The sequence below is a fragment of the Nocardioides pinisoli genome (assembly GCF_024199985.1).
In the GTDB taxonomy this organism is placed as follows: domain Bacteria; phylum Actinomycetota; class Actinomycetes; order Propionibacteriales; family Nocardioidaceae; genus Nocardioides; species Nocardioides pinisoli.
This window is the reverse complement of the sequence record NZ_JANARS010000006.1, coordinates 283865-303399: the sequence shown is the minus strand read 5'-3', so window position 1 is coordinate 303399 and position 19535 is coordinate 283865. Positions and strand designations below refer to the sequence as shown.

18 protein-coding genes are annotated in these 19535 nt (G+C 72.1%); 10 read left to right on the top strand and 8 right to left on the bottom strand.

The features are described 5' to 3' along the window. Positions 1–63: 63 nt before the first annotated feature. From NCI01_RS15470 to NCI01_RS15455, 4 genes are all read right to left on the bottom strand, one after another. Positions 64–1023 (bottom strand): hypothetical protein, encoded by a 960-nt coding sequence (locus tag NCI01_RS15470; protein ID WP_254182398.1) that lies wholly within the window; start codon positions 1021–1023, stop codon positions 64–66. Positions 1024–1157: 134 nt separating this feature from the next. Then, a complete protein-coding gene (locus NCI01_RS15465) occupies positions 1158–1439 on the bottom strand; it encodes a hypothetical protein (RefSeq protein ID WP_254182397.1) in 282 nt (93 codons plus the stop codon). Continuing rightward, on the bottom strand, positions 1436–1963 hold the full coding sequence (locus NCI01_RS15460; RefSeq protein ID WP_254182396.1) for an NUDIX domain-containing protein: 528 nt from the start codon (positions 1961–1963) through the stop codon (positions 1436–1438). The genes NCI01_RS15465 and NCI01_RS15460 overlap by 4 nt, the downstream gene beginning before the upstream one ends. 4 nt (positions 1964–1967) lie before the next feature. Then, positions 1968–2186, bottom strand: a complete 219-nt coding sequence (locus tag NCI01_RS15455; protein ID WP_254182395.1) for an antitoxin — start codon at positions 2184–2186, stop codon at positions 1968–1970. Positions 2187–2271: 85 nt separating this feature from the next. Between NCI01_RS15455 and miaA the strand changes: the two genes are divergently transcribed. The 7 genes from miaA to hflX all read left to right on the top strand — a co-directional run bounded on the left by miaA (position 2272) and on the right by hflX (position 9929). Beyond that, the gene (miaA, locus tag NCI01_RS15450) at positions 2272–3195 is read left to right on the top strand and encodes a tRNA (adenosine(37)-N6)-dimethylallyltransferase MiaA (RefSeq protein ID WP_254182394.1); all 924 of its coding nucleotides are present in this window, start codon (positions 2272–2274) and stop codon (positions 3193–3195) included. A gap of 54 nt (positions 3196–3249) precedes the next feature. Next, entirely contained in the window at positions 3250–3768 is a 519-nt protein-coding gene (locus NCI01_RS15445) for a dihydrofolate reductase family protein (protein ID WP_254182393.1), read from the top strand. 119 nt (positions 3769–3887) lie between these two features. Next, the gene (gene ggt / locus NCI01_RS15440) at positions 3888–5762 is read left to right on the top strand and encodes a gamma-glutamyltransferase (RefSeq protein WP_254182392.1); all 1875 of its coding nucleotides are present in this window, start codon (positions 3888–3890) and stop codon (positions 5760–5762) included. Between the two features lie 28 nt (positions 5763–5790). After that, on the top strand, positions 5791–6576 hold the full coding sequence (gene dapF, locus NCI01_RS15435) for a diaminopimelate epimerase (protein ID WP_254182391.1): 786 nt from the start codon (positions 5791–5793) through the stop codon (positions 6574–6576). Positions 6577–6697: 121 nt separating this feature from the next. Beyond that, positions 6698–7474, top strand: coding sequence for an SDR family oxidoreductase (locus tag NCI01_RS15430; RefSeq protein WP_254182390.1), 777 nt, complete (start codon positions 6698–6700; stop codon positions 7472–7474). A 395-nt stretch (positions 7475–7869) separates the two neighbouring features. Next, positions 7870–8316: an NYN domain-containing protein gene (locus tag NCI01_RS15425; RefSeq protein WP_254182389.1), complete on the top strand. Its 447-nt coding sequence runs from the start codon at positions 7870–7872 to the stop codon at positions 8314–8316. A 71-nt stretch (positions 8317–8387) separates the two neighbouring features. Beyond that, on the top strand, positions 8388–9929 hold the full coding sequence (gene hflX / locus NCI01_RS15420) for a GTPase HflX (RefSeq protein WP_254182388.1): 1542 nt from the start codon (positions 8388–8390) through the stop codon (positions 9927–9929). 167 nt (positions 9930–10096) lie between these two features. Here the strand turns inward: hflX and NCI01_RS15415 are convergent, their stop codons facing one another. Next, a complete protein-coding gene (locus tag NCI01_RS15415; protein ID WP_254182387.1) occupies positions 10097–12232 on the bottom strand; it encodes a M14 family metallopeptidase in 2136 nt (711 codons plus the stop codon). Between the two features lie 211 nt (positions 12233–12443). Between NCI01_RS15415 and secD the strand changes: the two genes are divergently transcribed. The 3 genes from secD to NCI01_RS15405 all read left to right on the top strand — a co-directional run bounded on the left by secD (position 12444) and on the right by NCI01_RS15405 (position 17088). Further along, entirely contained in the window at positions 12444–14729 is a 2286-nt protein-coding gene (gene secD, locus NCI01_RS15410; RefSeq protein WP_254182386.1) for a protein translocase subunit SecD, read from the top strand. A gap of 167 nt (positions 14730–14896) precedes the next feature. Further along, positions 14897–15028, top strand: a complete 132-nt coding sequence (locus tag NCI01_RS22350) for a hypothetical protein (RefSeq protein ID WP_302182090.1) — start codon at positions 14897–14899, stop codon at positions 15026–15028. Positions 15029–15084: 56 nt separating this feature from the next. Beyond that, complete coding sequence (locus NCI01_RS15405; RefSeq protein ID WP_254182385.1) at positions 15085–17088, top strand: ATP-dependent DNA helicase; 2004 nt, start codon at positions 15085–15087, stop codon at positions 17086–17088. A 3-nt stretch (positions 17089–17091) separates the two neighbouring features. Here the strand turns inward: NCI01_RS15405 and NCI01_RS15400 are convergent, their stop codons facing one another. Genes NCI01_RS15400 through NCI01_RS15390 form a run of 3 tightly spaced genes read right to left on the bottom strand, consistent with a single transcriptional unit; the run spans position 17092 to position 19506 of the window. Next, entirely contained in the window at positions 17092–17526 is a 435-nt protein-coding gene (locus NCI01_RS15400) for a DivIVA domain-containing protein (RefSeq protein WP_254182384.1), read from the bottom strand. Then, entirely contained in the window at positions 17526–18251 is a 726-nt protein-coding gene (locus NCI01_RS15395) for a sulfotransferase family 2 domain-containing protein (protein WP_254182383.1), read from the bottom strand. Before NCI01_RS15395 ends, NCI01_RS15400 begins: the two co-directional genes overlap by 1 nt. Before the next feature lie 37 nt (positions 18252–18288). After that, complete coding sequence (locus NCI01_RS15390) at positions 18289–19506, bottom strand: NAD(P)/FAD-dependent oxidoreductase (RefSeq protein WP_254182382.1); 1218 nt, start codon at positions 19504–19506, stop codon at positions 18289–18291. Positions 19507–19535: the final 29 nt, after the last annotated feature.

The window sequence follows — 19535 nt, the reverse complement described above, 5'->3', positions numbered from 1 at the left end:
GTGCGGTGGCTGTGGTCCACCGGATGGACCACAGCCACCGCACTCTCGGACGGGCCGTCCTGGTCAGCTCGCCTGCCGCAAGCTCTGGGGGCACGCGGGACACGTCCGCGTGGTGCCCGGCCACCCGCGCGCGTTGAGCAGTCGGCCCACGCGGAACGCGGTCGCGCACGGCCGGGCGAAGACCTGGCCCCACCCGAGTCGCACGGTGCCGAGTCGTTCGACAGCCGCGTCGAGGTCGCGGTCGAGGTCGGCGTCACGCTGGTGGGGACTGTCGTGCCACATCCGGCCGTCGAGCTCGACGATCTGCCCGACCCCGTAGACGACGTCCCGGTACAGCGGGCCGTTGACCGAGTCGAGGAGTTGGCGTTCGGCGACCGGCAGACCGTGCGGGCGTTCGACGAGCGTGAGGTAACCGTGCTCGAGGACCGAGCACGTGCCCTGCCCGAGGTCGGTGAGCACACCGTGCAGGAAGGCCCGATGCGCGATCCTCGCCCGTGCGTCGAGGGCGTCTCGGATGCGTTCCGGCGTGGTGCGCCGGGCCCGGACGGCGTCGGACAGGGTGGCGATCGCGTCGAACCGACCGCTGGCTGCCGCAGCCACGTCGACCAAGGCCTCCTCGATGCGCACGCGCGGCGGGCTGGCGTTCCACTGCACCTTGGCCTCGAAGTCACTGATCCGGTGGAGGCGGTAGCCGCGGGGCACCTGCAGCGTGCGGTGGCGGTCGACGGCGAGGTGGATCACCGAGTCGTCGCGGCCGGCACGGCCCGGTCCGTCGCCGGCCCGGAGGGCGCTGTCCCGGGCCAGGGCGGCCGGCCATGCGAGCAGGACCCCGCCCCACGCCCGCTGGACCCACGTGGGCCGGCCCGTGTGGTTGACGAAGACGCCGTCGTACAGGCGTACGAGGTCGCGTCGGCGCAGCAGGCGCTTGACGTCGTGGCCACGTGCTCCGGCGGCGGTCAGCTGCCTGCGGCAGATGACACCCGACTGCTGGGCGAGCACTCCGGAACAGGCGTCGAGATCCATCGCCCCACCCTCGTCCTGGCGGCGTGGTGCACGCCAGACGGCCCGCGTCGCCTGTGGAGAACGACAGCGCGGTGGCTGTGGTCCGTCCCACGGACCACAGCCACCGCGTTGTGCGTGGATCAGGCCTGCGAGGGTCAGGCGGGCGGCTCCGGCGAGCCGTCCTCGGCCTCCTGGCCGGCGCGGGGGGTGTCGGACTCCTTGTCCTCGGTCTCACCGTCGGGCGCCTGCGGCTTCTCGTCGGGCTCGGCGATCTCGTCGGGCAGGACGTCGTCGACGGCCGGGTTGTCGTCCGGGTCGAGGTCCCGCGCCAGGCCGGTGTCGGCCGGGTCGTCCTCCAGTGCGTCGACGCCGCCGGGCACCAGCTGGGGCTCCTCCGCATACGGCTCGGGCATCGGGCTGAGCTCTTCGTTGGTCATCGCTTCCCTCCCTTGGTCTCCGGCGATCCTGCCTCGACCGTCCCCAGAGGGCCACCCCCGGTCGGGCGGGCGTCCCACCCGAAGGTGAGGTAGCCGACGCCGGAGGTGAGGTGGGCGAGCGCGTGCGCCTCGTGCGGCACCATCGGCTCGGGGAGGGCGTCGAGGGCGAACCACCCCAGGGAGGCCGCCTTCTCGGGCTCGACGATGCGCGGGTCGCCGTTCCACGAGCGGGCGGTGAAGAACCAGTCCACCCGCTCCTCCACCGCCGGCCCGAACTGGCTGCGCTGCATCGTCAGCACGAACTCCAGCGCGACGTCGGTGATGCCGAGCTCCTCGAGGGCCTCGCGGCGCGCGGCGTCGTACGCCGTCTCTCCCGGCTCGACGTGCCCGGCGGCCGCGGCCGCCCAGTGGCCGGGCATGTAGGGGACCGGCCCGCGTCGCTGGAGCAGCACCTCCGTGCCGCCGGCGCCGTCGCGGAGCAGGTAGACGTAGGACGCCGGGACGAGGGCGAAGCGGTCGGTCACGCGGTCAGCGGGGCGTGGTCGGCGGGATGTCGTCGTTCCTGCCGTCGAGCGAGTCGAGCGCGTCACGCGCCTTGCCGGTGGCCTGGTCGATCTTGTCGGCGTGCTTGCCGCCGGTCTTCTCGTTGACCATGCTGCCGGCCTTGTCGATGCCCTGCGCGATCTTGTCGCCGTGCTGGTCGACGGCGTCGGTGAGCTTGGCCTTCGCCTTGTTCAGGAAACTCATGGGTGCTCCTCGGGTCGGCGCCGGCCACCCCGGCGGGTGAGGACTCCGGCACCGCCGAGACTAGCCACGCTGCGACAATCGCGGCATGCCTCGTGTGCCCCGACCGGTCGTCGCTGTCGTCGGCGCCACGGCGTCGGGCAAGACCGGGCTGAGTCTCGACCTCGCCGAGCGGCTCGGGGGAGAGGTGGTCAACACCGACGCGATGCAGGTCTACCGCGGCATGGACGTGGGCACCGCCAAGCTGCCCGTCGCCGAGCGGCGAGGGATCCCGCACCACCTGCTCGACCTCTACGAGGTCACCGCGCCGGCCACCGTCGCGCTCTTCCAGGGCTGGGCGCGCGAGGCGATCGCCGACATCCGCGGCCGCGACGCCACCCCGGTGCTCGTCGGCGGTTCGGCGCTCTACACCCGCGCGATCCTCGACCGCTTCGAGTTCCCGGGCACCGACGACTCGCTCCGCCGCGAGCTCGAGGTCGAGCTCGACCGGATCGGCAGCCACGCGCTGCACGAGCGGCTGGCGGGGGTCGACCCCGAGGCGGCCGCGCAGATCCTGCCCGACAACGGGCGCCGCGTCGTACGTGCGCTCGAGGTCGTCGCGCTCACCGGACGGCCGTTCAGCGCCAGCCTCCCGCGCCTGGAGTACGTCGACCCGCTGACCGTGCAGATCGGCGTCGACATCGACCGGCCGACGCTCGACGCCCGCATCGCCCGGCGGGTCGAGGAGATGTTCGCCAGCGGGTTCGTCGAGGAGGTCGAGGCGCTGCTCGCCCGCGGCCTCGCCGACGCGCGCACCGCGTCGCGCGCGATCGGCTACCGCGAGGTGATGGGCTTCCTCGCCGGCGACCGGAGCCTGGCCGAGGCGGTCGAGCAGACCACCGTCGCCACCCGCCGCTTCGCGCGCCGCCAGGACTCGTGGTTCCGCAAGGACCCGCGCATCGTGTGGGTCGCGCACGACGACCCCGACCGCGTGGAGAAGGCGGTCGGGGCGGTCGAGCGGCTCGGCGGCTAGGACGGTCACGCGCGACCGGGCGTCGCTGTCGGTGGTCAGTGTCATGGTGGTCCGATGGCGACGATCTACTACACCGGCTGCACGCTCGACGGCTTCATCGCGACCGACGACCACTCCCTCGACTGGCTGACCTCCCGCGACATCGACCAGGAGGGCCCGATGTCCTACGGCGGCTTCCGTGAGCGGCTCGGCGCCTGCGTCATGGGGGCCACCACCTGGCAGTGGATCCTCGACCACGACGACGACCCGTGGGGTCCGCTGCCGACCTGGGTGCTGACCCACCGCACCTTCCCGGAGGCGCCGGCGAGCGTCCGGTTCGACCGCGACGACGTGCGCCGCGTGCACGCCGAGATGACCGAGGCGGCCGACGGCAAGGACCTCTGGGTCGTGGGTGGGGGCGAGCTGGTCGGGCAGTTCCACGACGCGGGCCTGCTCGACGAGGTGTGGCTGCAGTACGCGCCCGTGACGATCGGCAGCGGGGCTCCCGTGCTGCCGCGCCACGTCGAGCTGCGGCTCGAGGAGGTCGCCCGCAACCGCGACTTCATGTGCGGGCGCTACTCGGTCGTCCGCTGACGCCGTCCGGTCCACCGCCACCGCCGGTCCGGAGGGTGCGGCGACGCACCCGCGGGGGTGTTGGACAACCCCCCGGCACGGCGGCAGGGTGGGACCACCGACTCCCGGGAGGAACCCCCATGCCCCACCTCGCTCGCCGTGTCACCGCCGGCGTCTCGGCCGCCAGCGGCCTCGCGGTCGCCGCCGCCCTCGTCGCGACCCCGGTCCCCGCCCAGCCGGCCGCCCAGGCCGTGTCCAGCGCGCCGGCGCCGTCGACCACCTCCGACCGCCCGACGGTCAAGGACCCCACCGCGGTGGGCAAGGGCGGTGCGATCAGCACGGTCGACCCCGAGGCGAGCGCGGCCGGCCTCAAGGTCCTCAAGGCCGGCGGCAACGCGGTCGACGCGGCGGTGGCGGCCGCCGCGACGCTCGGCGTCACCGAGCCCTACAGCGCCGGCATCGGTGGTGGCGGCTACTTCGTCTTCTACAACGCCAAGTCCGGCAAGGTCCGCACGCTCGACGGCCGCGAGACCGCCCCGATGAAGATGCCGCAGGACGCCTTCATCGACCCCGCGACGGGCAAGCCCTACACGTTCACCCCCGACCTGGTGACCAGTGGCGCGAGCGTCGGCACCCCCGGCACCCTCGCCACCTGGGACAAGGCGCTCGGCAACTGGGGCACGATGTCGCTGGCCGACGCGCTGGCGCCGGCCACGAAGGTCGCGCGTCGCGGCTTCAAGGTCGACGAGACCTTCCGGCAGCAGACCTTGGACAACGAGGTGCGCTTCGCCGCCTTCAAGGACTCCAAGAAGCTCTTCCTGCCCAAGGGCGACGCCCCCAAGGTCGGCTCGGTCTTCCGCAACCCGGAGCTCGCCGACACCTACGACATGATCGCCCAGCGCGGCACCAAGGCGTTCTACCGCGGCAAGCTCGCCCGCCTGATGTCCGACATCGTCCGCAAGCCGCGCACGACGAAGAACACCGAGCTCCCCGTGCCCGCCGGCTGGCTCACCGCGCGCGACCTCCGCGACTACCGGGTCCGCTCGCAGCGCGCCGCCCGCACGACCTACCGCGGCCACGACGTCTACGGCATGGCGCCTTCCTCGTCCGGCGGCACCACCGTGGGCGAGGCGCTCAACATCCTCGAGCGCTACGACCTGTCGTCGATGACCCCCGAGCAGGCGCTCCACCACTACCTCGAGGCCAGCGCGCTGGCGTTCGCCGACCGCGGCAAGTACGTCGGCGACCCGGCGTTCGTCGACGTACCGGTCAAGCGGCTCCTCGACGACACGTTCGCCGCCGAGCGGGCGTGCTCCCTCAACCCGGCGAAGGCGGCCACCAAGCCGGTCGCGGCCGGCGACGTGACGTCCTACGACGGCGTGTGCGCGCCGTCGTCGGCCAAGGGCACGACCGACGCCGACACGGAGAACATCTCCACCACCAACCTGACCGTCGCCGACCAGTGGGGCAACGTCGTCGAGTACACGCTCACCATCGAGCAGACCGGCGGCTCGGGCATGGTCGTGCCGGGCCACGGTTTCCTGCTCAACAACGAGCTCACCGACTTCTCCACCGTCTACGACGCCGCCGACCCCAACCGCATCCAGCCGGGCAAGCGCCCGCGCAGCTCGATGTCGCCGACGATCGTGCTCAAGGACGGCAAGCCGTTCCTGGCGCTGGGCTCGCCCGGCGGCTCGACGATCATCACGACCGTGCTGCAGATGCTCGTCAACCGCATCGACCTCGGGATGACGATCGAGGAGGCCATCGCGGCGCCGCGCGCGACGCAGCGCAACACCGCCAACGTGACCGCCGAGCCGGCGTTCATCGCGGCCTACGGGCCGGCGCTGACGGCGCTCGGGCACACCCTCGTCCCGGCGGGCGACGCCTTCACCAGCGCCGCCGAGATCGGTGCGGCGACCGCGATCGAGATCGGTCCGCGCAAGCGGCTGACCGCGGTGGCCGAGCCGAGCCGTCGTGGCAAGGGGTCCGCGAAGGTGGTCGACCCGCGCTGACCGCCGGGCGGGGTGGGACACTTCCCGGGTGAGCTACCCCTTCCTGAAGGGCCACGGCACGGAGAACGACTTCGTGGTGCTGCCCGACCCCGACGGCACGGTGCACGGCGACCTGCCCGCCGAGCGCGTGCGGGCGCTGTGCGACCGCCGGTCCGGCATCGGCGGCGACGGTGTGCTGCGGGCCGTCCGCGAGGACGACGGCTGGTTCATGGACTACCGCAACGCCGACGGCTCGGTCAGCGAGATGTGCGGCAACGGGGTCCGGGTCTTCGCGCGCTACCTCCACGAGCGCGAGGGGGAGGCCTTCCCCATGCGGATCCGCACCCGCGACGGGGTCAAGGTCCTCGACCGGACGGGCGACGAGTACACCGCCGACATGGGCACCCCCGAGGTGTTCGGCGAGACGGAGGTGTCGGTGATGGGCCGCTCGTGGCCCGCGGTCCACGTCTCGATGGGCAACCCCCACGCCGTGGCCTTCGTCGACAACCTCGCCGCGCCCGGCCCGCTGCTCGAGCCGCCGGAGCACGACGACGCGATCTACCCCGAGGGCGTCAACGTCGAGTTCGTGGTGCGCCGCGGTGAGCACCACGTCGCGATGCGCGTCCACGAGCGCGGCTCCGGGGAGACCCGCTCCTGCGGCACGGGTGCCTGCGCGGTCGCGGTCGCCACCGCGCTGGCCGACGACGCGCCGCGCGGGACGACGTACCGCGTGGACGTCCCCGGCGGCACGCTGCACGTGGTGTGGACCGAGGACGACCGGGTCCTGATGACCGGCCCCGCCGTCCTCGTCGCTGAGGGCACCACCGACCTTTGAGGCGGGCAGCGTCGATCGAGGCACGAGGTCGACAGGTGGGCTCGACCAGGTCGAGTGGCCGCGCGCCTGAGGAACGAAGGCGCGTACGGATGTACCGAGACCGGGCCATAAGATCCGCGCCATGGACATCACCGGATCCACCGCCATCGTCACCGGCGGCGCGAGCGGCATCGGCGCCGCGGTCGCGCGCGCCCTCGCCGCGAAGGGCGCCGTGGTCGTCGTCGCCGACCTGAACGCCGAGAAGGGCGAGGCGCTGGCCGCGGAGATCGGTGGCGTCTTCGCCGCCGTCGACGTGACGCGGACCGAGCAGGTCGCCGCCGCCGTCGAGGCGGCCGCGGAGATCGCCCCGCTGCGGGCGTGCGTCAACTCCGCCGGCATCGGCTGGGCGCAGCGCACCATCGGCCGCGACGGCCTGCTCGAGCAGGCCCACGACCTCGACGCCTTCCGCAAGGTCGTCGAGATCAACCTGATCGGCACCTTCGACATGACCCGCCAGGCCGCGACCGTGATGAGCCGCAACGAGCCCGACGCCGACGGCCAGCGCGGCGCGATCGTCAACCTCGCCTCGGTCGCCGCCTTCGACGGCCAGATCGGGCAGGCGTCCTACTCCGCCTCCAAGGGCGGCGTGGTCGGCATGACCCTGCCGGTCGCACGCGACCTGTCCGCGGCCGGCATCCGGCTCAACACCGTCGCGCCGGGCCTGATCGACACCCCGATCTACGACGCGTTCCCCGACCCGGAGGAGTTCAAGGCCAACCTCGGCCAGAACGTCCTCTTCCCCAAGCGCCTCGGCCGCGCCGACGAGCTCGCCAGCATGGTCGTGGAGTGCCTGACCAACTCCTACATGAACGGCGAGACGATCCGCGTCGACGGCGGCATCCGGATGCCACCCAAGTGACGCCCCACCCCGCGCCGGCCGCCTGACTGGTCCAGACCGTCGTCCACGATTCGAGCGATCCCCGGCACGGGACGCCCGTAAGGGTGGATGGTGCTGGCGGGAAGCATGCATCAACGCCTGTGGGGGGCACGATGACGAACGTGGTGGAGCCGCGCGCAGCGACGGCTCGTGGGGACGACAACGAGCTGGCGACGCTCGTACGACGCTGGGTGGGCGTGCGCCGGGGAGGCGCCCTTCGGGTCGCACCCGAGCCAGCCCCGCCAGCGCATCCAGCGCATCCAGCGCCGCCGGCCGCGTCGGCACCTGTGGGACCTGAGAAGTCGGCGCCCGGCCCGTCCGCCGCTCGGGTCCTCCCGCGCCGGCCGACCGGGGACGACCCCGAGCAGGCGAGGCGGGTGGCCGTGCTGATCGACGCCCGGCGCATCACCGCCGACGCGGCGGCCGGGCTGCTCGACCGGCTCCCCGCGCGCGGGTCGGTCACCGTGTGCCGCGCCTACGCAGACTGGAGCCGGTCCGACCTCGGGTCGTGGGTCGAGCACCTCCGGCGGCAGGGGCTGCACTCCTTCCACCAGTTCGCCGACGACGACGACCAGGCGCGGGTGGCGCTGGCCATCGACGCCGTCGACGTCGCTCGTGAGGCGTCGGTCGACGAGGTGGTCCTGGCCGGCGACATGACCTCGATGCTCCCGCTGCTGCACCGCCTGCACGCGGCCGGCGTACGGGTCGTGGTGGTGGGTCCGGGCCACACGCCGCACGACGTACGCGCTGCGTGCGACGAGTTCGTCGACGAGGGCTCCCTGGTCGGGGAGCCCGCGGTCCCCGCCGGTCGGCACCGCGCCTGAGGCCCGGCGCCGTCCGCCCTGCGCGAAACCGTTCGCGCAGGTGAGCCTGCGCGACCTACCCTTGTCGGCATATGACGAACGCACCTGACTTCAACCTCAGTGACGCCCTCGACGCCACCCGCGGTTGGGACGACGACACGATCGAGCTCGACGACGAGCTGCTGCAGGACGCCCCCTTCGATGAGTTCGGCCAGTCCGGCTACGCCGACGACACGGACGTCGACTACGACGACGCCGACCCCGAGGAGCTGACGCTCGGGGCGCAGGAGCTCGCCGAGCGCCACGCCTTGCGGCGGGTCGCCAGCCTGCGCACCGAGCTCGAGGACATCACCGAGGTCGAGTACCGCCAGCTCCGCCTGGAGAAGGTCGTGCTCGTCGGTGTGTGGACCGACGGGTCGGTCACCGACGCCGAGAACTCCATGGCCGAGCTCGCGCTGCTCGCCGAGACCGCCGGCTCCGAGGTGCTCGAGGCCGTCTTCCAGCGCCGGCAGAAGCCCGACCCGGCGACCTACATCGGCCGCGGCAAGGTCGAGGCGATCCGCGAGATCGTGCAGGCCACCGGCGCCGACACCGTGATCTGCGACGGCGAGCTCGCGCCGAGCCAGCTGCGCAACCTCGAGGACAAGATCAAGGTCAAGGTCGTCGACCGCACGGCGCTGATCCTCGACATCTTCGCCCAGCACGCGAAGAGCAAGGAGGGCCAGGCGCAGGTCGAGCTCGCGCAGCTGCAGTACATGAAGCAGCGCCTGCGCGGCTGGGGCGGCAACCTGTCCCGGCAGGCCGGTGGCCGGGCCGCCGGCGGTGAGGGCATCGGCGGCCGCGGTCCCGGCGAGACCAAGATCGAGACGGACCGGCGCCGCATCAACACCAAGATCGCCAAGCTGCGCCGCGAGCTCAAGGAGATGCGCGGCACCCGCGAGGTCAAGCGCCAGTCGCGCCGCCGCAACCACGTCCCGAGCGTCGCCATCGCCGGCTACACCAACGCCGGCAAGTCGTCGCTGCTCAACCGGCTGACCGACGCGGGCGTCCTTGTCGAGGACGCGCTGTTCGCGACCCTCGACCCCACCACGCGTCGTACGACGACCTCCGACGGCCGCGTCTACACGATGTCCGACACCGTGGGCTTCGTCCGCCACCTGCCCCACGACCTGGTCGAGGCGTTCCGCTCGACGCTGGAGGAGGTCGCCGACGCCGACCTGCTGCTCCACGTGGTCGATGGCTCGCACCCCGACCCGGAGGGCCAGATCGCCGCGGTGCGCGAGGTGCTCGCCGAGATCGGCGCGACCAAGGTGCCCGAGATCATCGTGGTCAACAAGGCCGACGCCGCCGACCCCCTGGTGATCAGCCGGCTGCGCGCGCGTGAGCCGCACAGCGTCGTGGTCAGCGCGAAGACCGGCGAGGGCATCGAGGACGCGCTGCGGACCATCGAGTCCGAGCTGCCGCGGCCGCAGGTCGAGTTCGACGTGCTGCTGCCCTACGAGCGCGGCGACCTGGTCAACCGCATCCACCAGGAGGCCGAGATCGGCTCGATGGAGCACACCGGCGACGGCACCCTCGTCGTCGGCCGGGCCAACGCCGACCTCGCCGGCGAGCTCGAGGCCTACGCCCGCTGAGGTGACGCTCGCGGAACGGCTCGCGGCCCCGCGCGGAACGGCCGGCTGGCCGGGGACCCCTGAACTTGTCAGGCCTTGCGCGGCGCGACATGTTCAGGAATCCCCGGCTGACCGGGGATCCCTGAACATGTCAGCGTCTTCCTGGAGTTGTCAGGCGATCGCGGACGTCAGTCCTTGACCCTCTTGCAGGCGTTGCCCACGTCGATGGTCTCGCCGCGGTCCACGATGACCTCGCGGGTCGCGAGCACATTGCCTCGCTTGTCGGCGCAGCTCAGCAGCCACGCCTCCTTGGTACCGGTCGGGCTGGGCGGGGTCGGTCCCTCGAAGGAGACGGAGCCCGACCAGTCGTACTGCGCCGAGCCGCCGGCGTAGTTGTTGGCCTCCAGGGTGTAGGTGCCCGGCTGCGGGTCGGGGATCCGGATCACCTCGGGGTTGGCCAGCGTGGCCCCGGAGCCGACCGGCTCACCGTCGGGGCCGGTGAGGAAGAAGTCCCAGTCCTGGGCCTCCGGGTCGGCGGTGGCCGGCCAGTTGACCGAGACGACGAGGAAGCCGTTGTCCACGGTCGGCATGCCCTGCACGTCGAAGGTCACGAACTCGCTCGCCCCGACCGCCGGCACGCCGGCCGGGTTGGTCAGGGTGATCGGCGCCTGCGGCGGTGCCTGGGCCTCCCGGCCGTAGCGACCCATCACGAGCGGGCGGGTCGACGGGTTGACGTCGAAGGTGAACCGGCCTCCCGTGGACGTGTAGTCGGTGCGCAGGTTGTCGGTGTAGAGCAGCGGGGCGCTGGTCGTGCCGTTGAGCTGGATGACCGGCGACGTCTCCGACGTGACCGTCTTCGACACGCTGACCGTGTGCTTGGCCGGCGCGGTGCCGCGGATGACCGAGTGGAGGTCACGGTCGGCGGCCGCCTCGGTCGCGAGCCAGTACGCCTCCCGGTTGCCGCCGAGCCCGGCGCCGTCCGCGGGTGCCAGGCCGAGGTACTCGCCGACGACGGCCTCCTCGTAGGCCGGGTGGAAGCCCTCGTCACCGATCTCGAAGGTGTAGCCGAAGCCGCCGGTGATCCAGTAGCTCCAGTCCTCGGTCGAGCCGGAGGTGTCGTAGAGCTGGTAGGACGCCTGGCTGACGTAGTCGTTCTTCGAGGCCATCGCGTCGCCGAGCGCCTTCAGCTCGGGCTCGTCGATCGCCAGTCCCGTGGTCGCGATGGCCGGGGGACGCAGCACCAGGTTGCTGTAGGTGTGGTTGGAGATCATCACCGTGACCGCGCGCTCGGAGATGAGCTTGCGGACCGCGTCGCTCTCGGGCTCGCTGCCCGGGGCGTCGCCGCGGTAGGTGTCGCTGGACCAGCTCGGGCTGGCGCCGCCGCCTCCCCAGAAGCCGGGGTAGTTGCGGTTGAGGTCGGTGCCGCGCAGTCGTCCGGCGGGGTTGTCGTCGCACGACCCGGTCCGGTACTGCGCCGGGGTGTTGGCCGAGATCGAGCAGTTCTTGCGCTTCATCTCGTAGTCGAAGAGGGAGAAGTCGCCGAGGGGAGCGGCGGTGCGCGAGATCTTGAAGCCGTCGACGTTGACGACCGGCACCAGGATGACCCGCGAGCGCGAGAGCAGGTCGCGCGCCCGGGCGTCGCCGGCGGTGTAGGACTGGAGCAGGTCGAAGGCGAACTCGATGGTGTGCTCGGCGCTGGGCCACTCGCGTGCGTGGTGGGCGCCCATGAGGAGGAAGACCGGCTTGCCGTCCGTGACGTTGTCGGCGTCGACGGTGACCTCGATGCCGCGGATGTCCTCGCCGAGCACCGTCTTGTTGGCGAGCGTCAACGGGCGGGTGAGCGAGGGGTAGTCGCTCGCGAGCTGGTCGAGGTCGCTGAGGTAGTCGTCGTAGGTGCGGTAGGACGTGCGGCCGCTGGGCAGGCCCGACTCCGCCACCGAGGCGGCGTACTCGCGGTCGGCCTTGCGGTTCTTCTTCATCAGGGCGTCGAGGTCCTTGACGGTGACCCGCCAGCTGAAGCCCGCGTCGCGCAGGGTCTGCGCGTCCTCGGCGTCGTGCAGGACGACCTCGATGCCGCGCTTGTCGGCGTGCTCGGTGACGTCGAGCCCGAGGTCGATGACCTCGTTGCGGTCAGCGACGGTCGGCGCCTTCACCATCACGATCTGTGTGGTGTCGCCGTCGGCCGCGCGGGCCAGCTCGCGTGGTGCGTCGTCCCGTCCGGCGTTGCCCGTGGCACCCGCTGCGGTGGCGGCGAGTCCTGCGGCGACGAGGGCGGTGACGGTGGCCAGGCGGGTGGCGCCGGCCCGTGGAATGCGTGGTGACATGTGTGCTCCCAAGAGGTGACTGCCGCGAGGGGGGATCCGCGGTGTGACCCACACAACACCCGGGGCTGTTTCCGTGTCGATACCTACTACGGCGTACAGTCACTCGCGTTTTGCGTCCACGTGCAGCCCGGAACGTTCCGTCGGGGCCACCCGTTGACCCGTCCGGGCCCGGATTCGGGCGTTCGAAGTCTCGTCAGGGAGGATGTCGCGCATGTCACGTGGTGTCTGGGTCCGCTTCATCCTCGTGCTCGGCCTGCTGGTCGGGTGTGTGGCGCTCGCCGTTAACGTCAAGCCCAACCTCGGCCTCGACCTCCGCGGCGGCGCGCAGTTCATCTTCGAGGCGGAGGGCACCGAGCAGACCCCGGCCACGGCCGAGAACGTCGACAAGACGCTCGAGGTGCTGCGCGGCCGCGTCGACGCCCTCGGTGTCTCCGAGTCCACGCTGGTGCGCCAGGGCGAGAACCGCATCCTCGTCGAGCTGCCGGGCGTCACCAGCGACGAGGAGGCGCAGCGGGCCGAGGAGCGCATCGGCAGCACCGCCCAGCTGACGATCCACGAGGTCATCGGCACCGCCCAGCCCGACGCCGAGCCGAGCAAGAAGAACAACCAGGTCCTGCCGTCCGACCAGGGCGACACGATCGAGGTCGGCCCCACAGTCATCCAGGGCGAGGAGATCAGCGGGGCGAGCGCCGTCCAGCGCGACCAGAGCGTCGAGTGGGTCGTGGCCATCGACTTCAACGGCGCCGGCGGCGACACCTGGGCCGACATCACCGGCAAGGCCGCGTGCAACCCGGCCGGTGACCCCAAGCGCCGCATCGCGATCGTCCTCGACGGTGAGGTCATCTCCTCGCCCGAGGTCAACACCGACGTCGGCTGCAACGTCGGCATCCGCGGCGGCTCGACCGACATCACCGGCAACTTCACCTCGACGGAGGCCAAGGACCTCGCCGCGCTGATCGAGGGCGGCGCGCTGCCGCTCGAGCTGCGCGCGATCTCCTCCCGCCGTGTCGGGCCCTCGCTGGGCGCCGCGGCCATCGACGCCTCGGTCGAGGCCGGGATCATCGGCATCGCCCTCACGGGCCTCTTCATCATCTTCGTCTACCGGCTCGTCGGCTTCGCCGCGACGCTCGCGCTGGCGTCCTACGCCCTGCTCGCGTACGCCATGCTCGTCGGGCTCGGCTCGACGCTGACGCTGCCCGGCCTCGCGGGCTTCGTGCTCGCCATCGGCATGGCGATCGACGCCAACGTGCTGGTCTTCGAGAGAGCCCGGGAGGAGTACCAGGCCTATCCCTCCGCCGGGCTCAGACGGGCGCTCGCGGTCGGCTTCAACAAGGCGTGGAGCGCGATCATCGACTCCAACGTCACCACCCTGCTCGCGGCCGGCCTGCTGTTCTTCCTCGGCTCCGGCCCGATCAAGGGCTTCGGTGTGACGCTGTCCATCGGTGTCATCGCCTCGATGATCTCGGCGCTGATCGTCGCGCGCGTGCTCTGCGACCTCGCCGTGTCCAACAAGGCCGTCTCCCGCCGCCCCGCGATCAGCGGCCTCGGGTCCATCGGCAGGGTGCGCCAGTGGCTGGACCGCAAGGACCCGCAGGTCATGAAGCGGCGCAAGGCCTGGCTCGGCCTCACCGGTGCCGCGCTCGTGGTCGCGATCGCCGGCATCGCGACGCAGGGGCTCAACCTCGGCGTCGAGTTCACCGGCGGTCGCCAGCTCGACTACTCGGTCAGCAAGGACATGACGGTCGACCAGGCCCGCGAGGCCGTCGCGGCCGCCGGCTTCCCGGAGGCCGTGGTGCAGACCGCCGACACCGCCGACTTCACCGTGCGCGTGGGTGAGGTGTCCGAGGACGAGGAGCAGCGGATCGAGGACGAGCTCGCCTCGGTCGGCGGCGACGTCAGCAAGGTCGACGACCAGCAGATCAGCGCCTCGCTCGGCGAGCAGCTGCGCAACAACGCCCTCATCGCCTTCGGCGTCGCGTTCCTGGCCCAGCTGCTCTACCTCGCGATCCGGTTCAAGTGGACCTTCGGCGTCGCGGCGGTGCTCGCGATGGCGCACGACGTCATCCTCGTGGTCGGCCTCTTCGCGTGGCTGCAGAAGCCGATCGACGGCATCTTCCTGGCCGCGGCCATGACGATCGTGGGTCTGTCGGTCAACGACACCGTCGTCGTCTTCGACCGCATCCGCGAACGCTGGTGGGGCTCCAAGCCCGAGGACAAGTTCATCGACATCTCCAACACGGCGGCCATCGAGACGATCCCGCGCACGGTCAACACCGGCCTCGGCTCGATGTTCATCCTGGCCGCTCTCGTCTTCCTCGGCGGTGACTCGCTCCAGGACTTCGCCATCGCCCTGCTCGTCGGCCTCGTGGTCGGCACCTACTCCTCGGTCATCGTGGCCACCCCGATCCTCACCTACTTCCACGAGAAGTGGCCGATGAGCCGGGTCAAGAAGGAGAAGGTCGAGCGGGCGCCCGAGGACTCCGGCGCCGTCGTCTGACCTCGCGTCCTTCCTTCTTTCCCGGGAGCGCGCTCGCGCCTCTGGTGGACTCCCCGCTCGAGCGGGGAGTCCGCCACTTGGTGGGGGGTACAACCCCCTCCAGGTGTCGGACTTCCCCACCAGGTCGTCGCCCCGGCGCGCTGGGTGGCGCCGCGTAGGATCGCCCCATGTTGTGGTTCCTGCTCATCGTCGTCCTGGCCGTGGTCGCCTACCGCTACCGGGTGAAGATCCTGGCCCGGGTCCTCGGCCAGCCCGAGCGCCGCATCGAGCGCCAGATCGGCCGCAAGAAGGACTACTGAGCCCGGCTGTGGACGGCGTACGACGGAGCGTCGGCGCCGCCACGTAGGGTGCTCTGGTGCCTGAGACCGCAACCGCCCCACCCGCCGTCGGCACCCCGGTCGCCGAGGTGCTCGGCACGGCGGTCGCCGCCCTGGGCGGCCAGCAGCGCGACGGCCAGGTGCAGATGGCGACCGAGGTCGCCGAGGCGATGGAGGAGGGCCGCCACCTCCTCGTGCAGGCCGGCACCGGCACCGGCAAGTCGCTGGGCTACCTCGTCCCCGCGATGCTCCACGACAAGCGCGTCGTGGTCGCCACCGCGACCCTCGCCCTGCAGCACCAGCTCGTCGAGCGCGACCTCCCCCGGCTGGTCGAGGCGGTCAAGGGCGTGCCGGGGATCGACACGTCGTACGCCGTCCTGAAGGGCCGGTCCAACTACGCCTGCCTGCACCGCATCCGCGCCGGCGTGCCCGACGACCAGGGCACGCTGGTCGACGTACCCCTGGGCGCGATGGCCGAGAAGGTGCTCGAGCTCCGCGCGTGGGCCGAGGAGGAGGCGGAGCAGAAGGGCAGCGGCGAGCGCGACAACGCCCCGCGCCACACCGACCGCGAGTGGCGCCAGGTCTCGGTCAACCACCGCGAGTGCCTCGGCGCCAGCAAGTGCCCGTTCGGCCAGGAGTGCTTCGCCGAGCAGGCCAAGGAGAAGGCGCACCGCAGCCACCTGGTCGTCACCAACCACTCCCTCCTCGCGATCGACGCGATCGAGGACGTCCCGATGATCCCCGACTACGACACCGTGGTCATCGACGAGGCCCACGAGCTGACGGCGCGCGTCACCCAGGCGGCCACCGACGAGCTCGGCGTCTCCGACATCGAGCGGGCGGCGCGCCGGGCCATGCGCTGGACCGACGGCGACGGTGACCCGGCCGGCGACCTGGAGGACGCCGCGCAGCAGCTGGCCGAGGCCTTCGAGGCGACGCCGCCCGGCCGGATCGACGAGGTGTCCACCCAGCTCTCCGACGCCCTCGTGCTCGTACGCGACGCGGCGCGGGCCTGCCTGTCGGCGTTCCCGCGCGAGTCCGGCGGCGAGGGGGAGGGCGACGCCGGCCGCACCCAGGCCAAGGGCATGGTGCAGGAGGTCTTCGTCAACGCCGAGCGGATGGCCGCCGGCTCCCAGGCCGACGTGCTGTGGCTGGGCGAGGCGCGCGACCGGTTCCCGGCCCGGCTCCACATCGCACCGCTGCAGGTGTGGGGCCCGATGCGCGACAAGCTGCTCACCGACAAGACGGTCGTCTTCACCAGCGCGACGCTGATGCTGGGCGGGGAGTTCGGTGCGGTCGCCACCTCGCTGGGCCTCAAGCCCACCGAGCGCGTCGGCTCGCAGGTCGCGCCCAGCGACCCCGACACCGCGCTGCCGTGGAAGGGCATCGACGTCGGCTCGCCCTTCGACTACGGCCAGCAGTCCATCCTCTACGTCGCGCGCCACCTGCCCCCGCCCGGGCGCGACGGCCTCGGCCCCGCGCAGCTCGACGAGATCTGCGACCTCGTCGACGCCCTCGACGGCCGCACGCTCGGCCTCTTCTCGTCGCGGCGCGCCGCCGAGACCGCCGCCGAGGCCGTGCGAGCACGCCTGCCCCACCTGACCACGCTGGCCCAGGGCGACGCGCAGCTGCCCGAGCTGGCCAAGCAGTTCGTCGAGGACCCCCACACCTGCCTCTTCGGCACGCTCTCGCTGTGGCAGGGCCTCGACGTGCCGGGCGACACCTGCCAGCTGGTGATCATCGACCGCATCCCGTTCCCGCGGCCCGACGACCCGCTGATGTCAGCGCGCGCCAAGGCCGCCGACGACCGGGGTGGCAACGGCTTCATGGAGGTCTCCGCGACCCACGCCGCCCTGCTGATGGCGCAGGGCGCGGGTCGCCTCATCCGCACGACCACCGACCGCGGCATCGTCGCCGTCCTCGACCCGCGCCTCGAGACCGCCCGCTACGGCCGGTTCCTCAAGGCCTCGCTGCCGCCGATGTGGTCGACCACCGATCCCGCGCTCGTGCGCCAGGCGCTCAAGCGGCTCGGTGGCGCGTGAACCTCAAGTGAGGGCCACGTAGGCCAAGAACCCGACCACCACGACGACCGCCAGCACGAGCAGGTAGAGCCCGGGGCCACCGGCCTTGACCTCGGTGATCGCGGTCGACGTCGCGGGTGCGTACGACGTCGGGGCGGGTGCCGGTGCCGCAGCCTCCGTGGTCGCGGGTGCCGACTGCTGCCCGGGCTCGACCCCACCCACGCGGCGGCGCTCGGTCTCCGCGGCGGCCAGGTCGAGCCAGCTGTCGACCTCGCCCATGTCGTACCCCTGCTGCAGCCGGACCGGCGTGAAGCGCAGCGCGGTGATCTGGTCGGCGCCGAGGCGCGGCTCGGGCAGGGCGAGGTCGTCGAGGACCATCTCGACGGCCCGGTCGACCTCGCCCGTGTCGTAGCCCTCGCGGATCGAGGTGGTGCTGAAGGTGGGGCGCTCGAACGTCATCAGATGGGCTCCTGGTAGCCGAAGAGCTGGTAGTCGCGTCGGTACATCCGCGCCACGAGCTCGCGCAGCTCGCCGGAGGCCTGCCGGTCACGGCCGCCGGGCGCGGTCTGGTTCTTCGGCGCGGTCGGCACCGCGGGAGCGCCGATGCGCTCGCACACCTCGGCGAAGTCGCGGTCGAACGTGTCGAGCCGCCCCACGAAGTCGACCCGGTTGAGGTCGATCATCCGGCTCTGCAGGGTCAGGTGCTGGTCGGTGCCGGGCACCGCGGAGAGGTCCTGCGCGGCGGTCCAGCGGGCGAACTCCTCGACGGTCTGCATCCGCTCGTGGGTCGCCGGGTCGAAGTCGTAGTAGTTGTGGTCGACGACCTTGTCCTGCCACGCCGAGACGAAGCGGTCGAGCGGGTCGCGCACGAACGCGAAGGTGAAGTAGTCGGCGAAGCTGGCCAGCGGGTAGCGCACCCGCATCGCGTGGTCGACGTCCATGCTCACACCGTGGGTCTCGCAGTGGTGGCGGATGGTGCGCGTCGCGACCTTGGCCACGCGGTACCAGACGAACCGGTGGCTGTGGCTGATCGTCAGGTTGTACGCCAGCGGGCTGAGCCAGGCGGACGCCCCGCCCGCCGCGGCCAGCCGGTCCACCTCGGCCTGCGCGTGCGGCGTCAGCCGGCGCCGGTTGCCCGGGCGGGTGCGGAAGAGCTCCGGCGGGGGAGCGTCAGGGGTGGACATCGCCGCGAGGCTACACGCAGCGCGCCGCCGGCCGGCTTCAGCCGAGGGGGATCCGCCCACGCAGGGTCTCGGGGTCGGCGACCGGCTCCTTGCCGGTCTCCTCGATGAGGTCGCGGGCCTTCCCGACGCTGTCCCAGACGTTCCAGAGCAGCACGCCGCGAACCTGGCCGGCCTTGAGGTAGTAGACGACGCCGGTGCCGACCTCGCCGTCCTTCCAGTCCTCGACGAGGTCGAGGTCGCTGCGGGTCTCGCCGACGGCCTCGTAGCCGTAGTCGAGGATGTCGGACCAGAAGAACGGCGTGTAGCCGTAGGCCTCGTCGGCACCCGCCATCACCTTGCCGGCGTGCTCGCCGGACTTCTCGGCGTGGTCGACGTGCTCGACGCGACGGCGCCCGAGGAGGGCGTCGGGGTAGGACGCGACGTCGCCCGCGGCGTAGACGTCCGGGTCGCTGGTGCGCAGGTGCTCGTCGACCACCACGCCGTTGTCGACCTCGAGGCCCGCGGCCTCGGCCAGGCCGGTGCGCGGCAGCACCCCGACCCCGATCACGGCCGCGTCGGCGGTGATGGAGGTGCCGTCGTCGAGGCGGATCCGGACGCCGCCGTCGTCCTCCTGACCGCCCTCGACCGAGCCGTGCACGACGGTGACGCCGCGGTCGGCGAAGGCCTTGGTGATGGTCGCGGCGAGCGCGCGCGGGAACATCTGCTCCTGCACGTCCTCGGTGTCGAGCACGAGCGTCACCTGCACGCCGTTCTGCACGAGGGCCGAGGTGATCTCCGAGCCGATGTAGCCGCCGCCGACGACCGCGACGTGGCTGCCCTCGGTCGCGACGGCGCGCAGCCGCTGGTAGTCGGCGGCCGTGCGGTAGTAGATGACCCGCGGGCCGGGGTCGACGGCGAGGACGCGCGGCTCGGCGCCGGTGGCCAGCAGCAGCTTGCCGTAGCCGACGGTGCTGCCGTCGGCGAGGCGTACGACGTGGGCGCCGGGGTCGATCTCGGTCACCGTGGTGTCGGTGACCAGGTCGACCGCCTCGTCCTCGTCGAGGTCGCCGGCCAGAGACGAGCCCTCGAGGGTCTCGTCGTCCTTGAGCCAGAGGTCCTTGGTCAGGACGGGCCGGTAGACCGGCTTGTCGGGCTCGGAGCCGATCACCGCGACCCGGCCGCTCCCGTCCTGCGACCGGATGCCCTTCACGGCGCTCGCCGCAGCGACCCCCGCACCGACGATGACGTAGTCATAGGACTGCTCGAGGTTGCTCATGCCGCTATCGTGCACCCTCGCTGGTCAGC

Bases quoted from the DNA above. Each gene is read 5' to 3' on its own strand.
- NCI01_RS15470 (WP_254182398.1), bottom strand. From the start codon at position 1,023: ATGGATCTCGACGCCTGTTCCGGAGTGCTCGCCCAGCAGTCGGGTGTC.
- NCI01_RS15465 (WP_254182397.1), bottom strand. From the start codon at position 1,439: ATGACCAACGAAGAGCTCAGCCCGATGCCCGAGCCGTATGCGGAGGAG.
- NCI01_RS15455 (WP_254182395.1), bottom strand. From the start codon at position 2,186: ATGAGTTTCCTGAACAAGGCGAAGGCCAAGCTCACCGACGCCGTCGAC.
- miaA (WP_254182394.1), top strand. From the start codon at position 2,272: ATGCCTCGTGTGCCCCGACCGGTCGTCGCTGTCGTCGGCGCCACGGCG.
- NCI01_RS15445 (WP_254182393.1), top strand. From the start codon at position 3,250: ATGGCGACGATCTACTACACCGGCTGCACGCTCGACGGCTTCATCGCG.
- ggt (WP_254182392.1), top strand. From the start codon at position 3,888: ATGCCCCACCTCGCTCGCCGTGTCACCGCCGGCGTCTCGGCCGCCAGC.
- NCI01_RS15430 (WP_254182390.1), top strand. From the start codon at position 6,698: ATGGACATCACCGGATCCACCGCCATCGTCACCGGCGGCGCGAGCGGC.
- hflX (WP_254182388.1), top strand. From the start codon at position 8,388: ATGACGAACGCACCTGACTTCAACCTCAGTGACGCCCTCGACGCCACC.
- NCI01_RS15415 (WP_254182387.1), bottom strand. From the start codon at position 12,232: ATGTCACCACGCATTCCACGGGCCGGCGCCACCCGCCTGGCCACCGTC.
- secD (WP_254182386.1), top strand. From the start codon at position 12,444: ATGTCACGTGGTGTCTGGGTCCGCTTCATCCTCGTGCTCGGCCTGCTG.
- NCI01_RS22350 (WP_302182090.1), top strand. From the start codon at position 14,897: ATGTTGTGGTTCCTGCTCATCGTCGTCCTGGCCGTGGTCGCCTACCGC.
- NCI01_RS15400 (WP_254182384.1), bottom strand. From the start codon at position 17,526: ATGACGTTCGAGCGCCCCACCTTCAGCACCACCTCGATCCGCGAGGGC.
- NCI01_RS15395 (WP_254182383.1), bottom strand. From the start codon at position 18,251: ATGTCCACCCCTGACGCTCCCCCGCCGGAGCTCTTCCGCACCCGCCCG.
- NCI01_RS15390 (WP_254182382.1), bottom strand. From the start codon at position 19,506: ATGAGCAACCTCGAGCAGTCCTATGACTACGTCATCGTCGGTGCGGGG.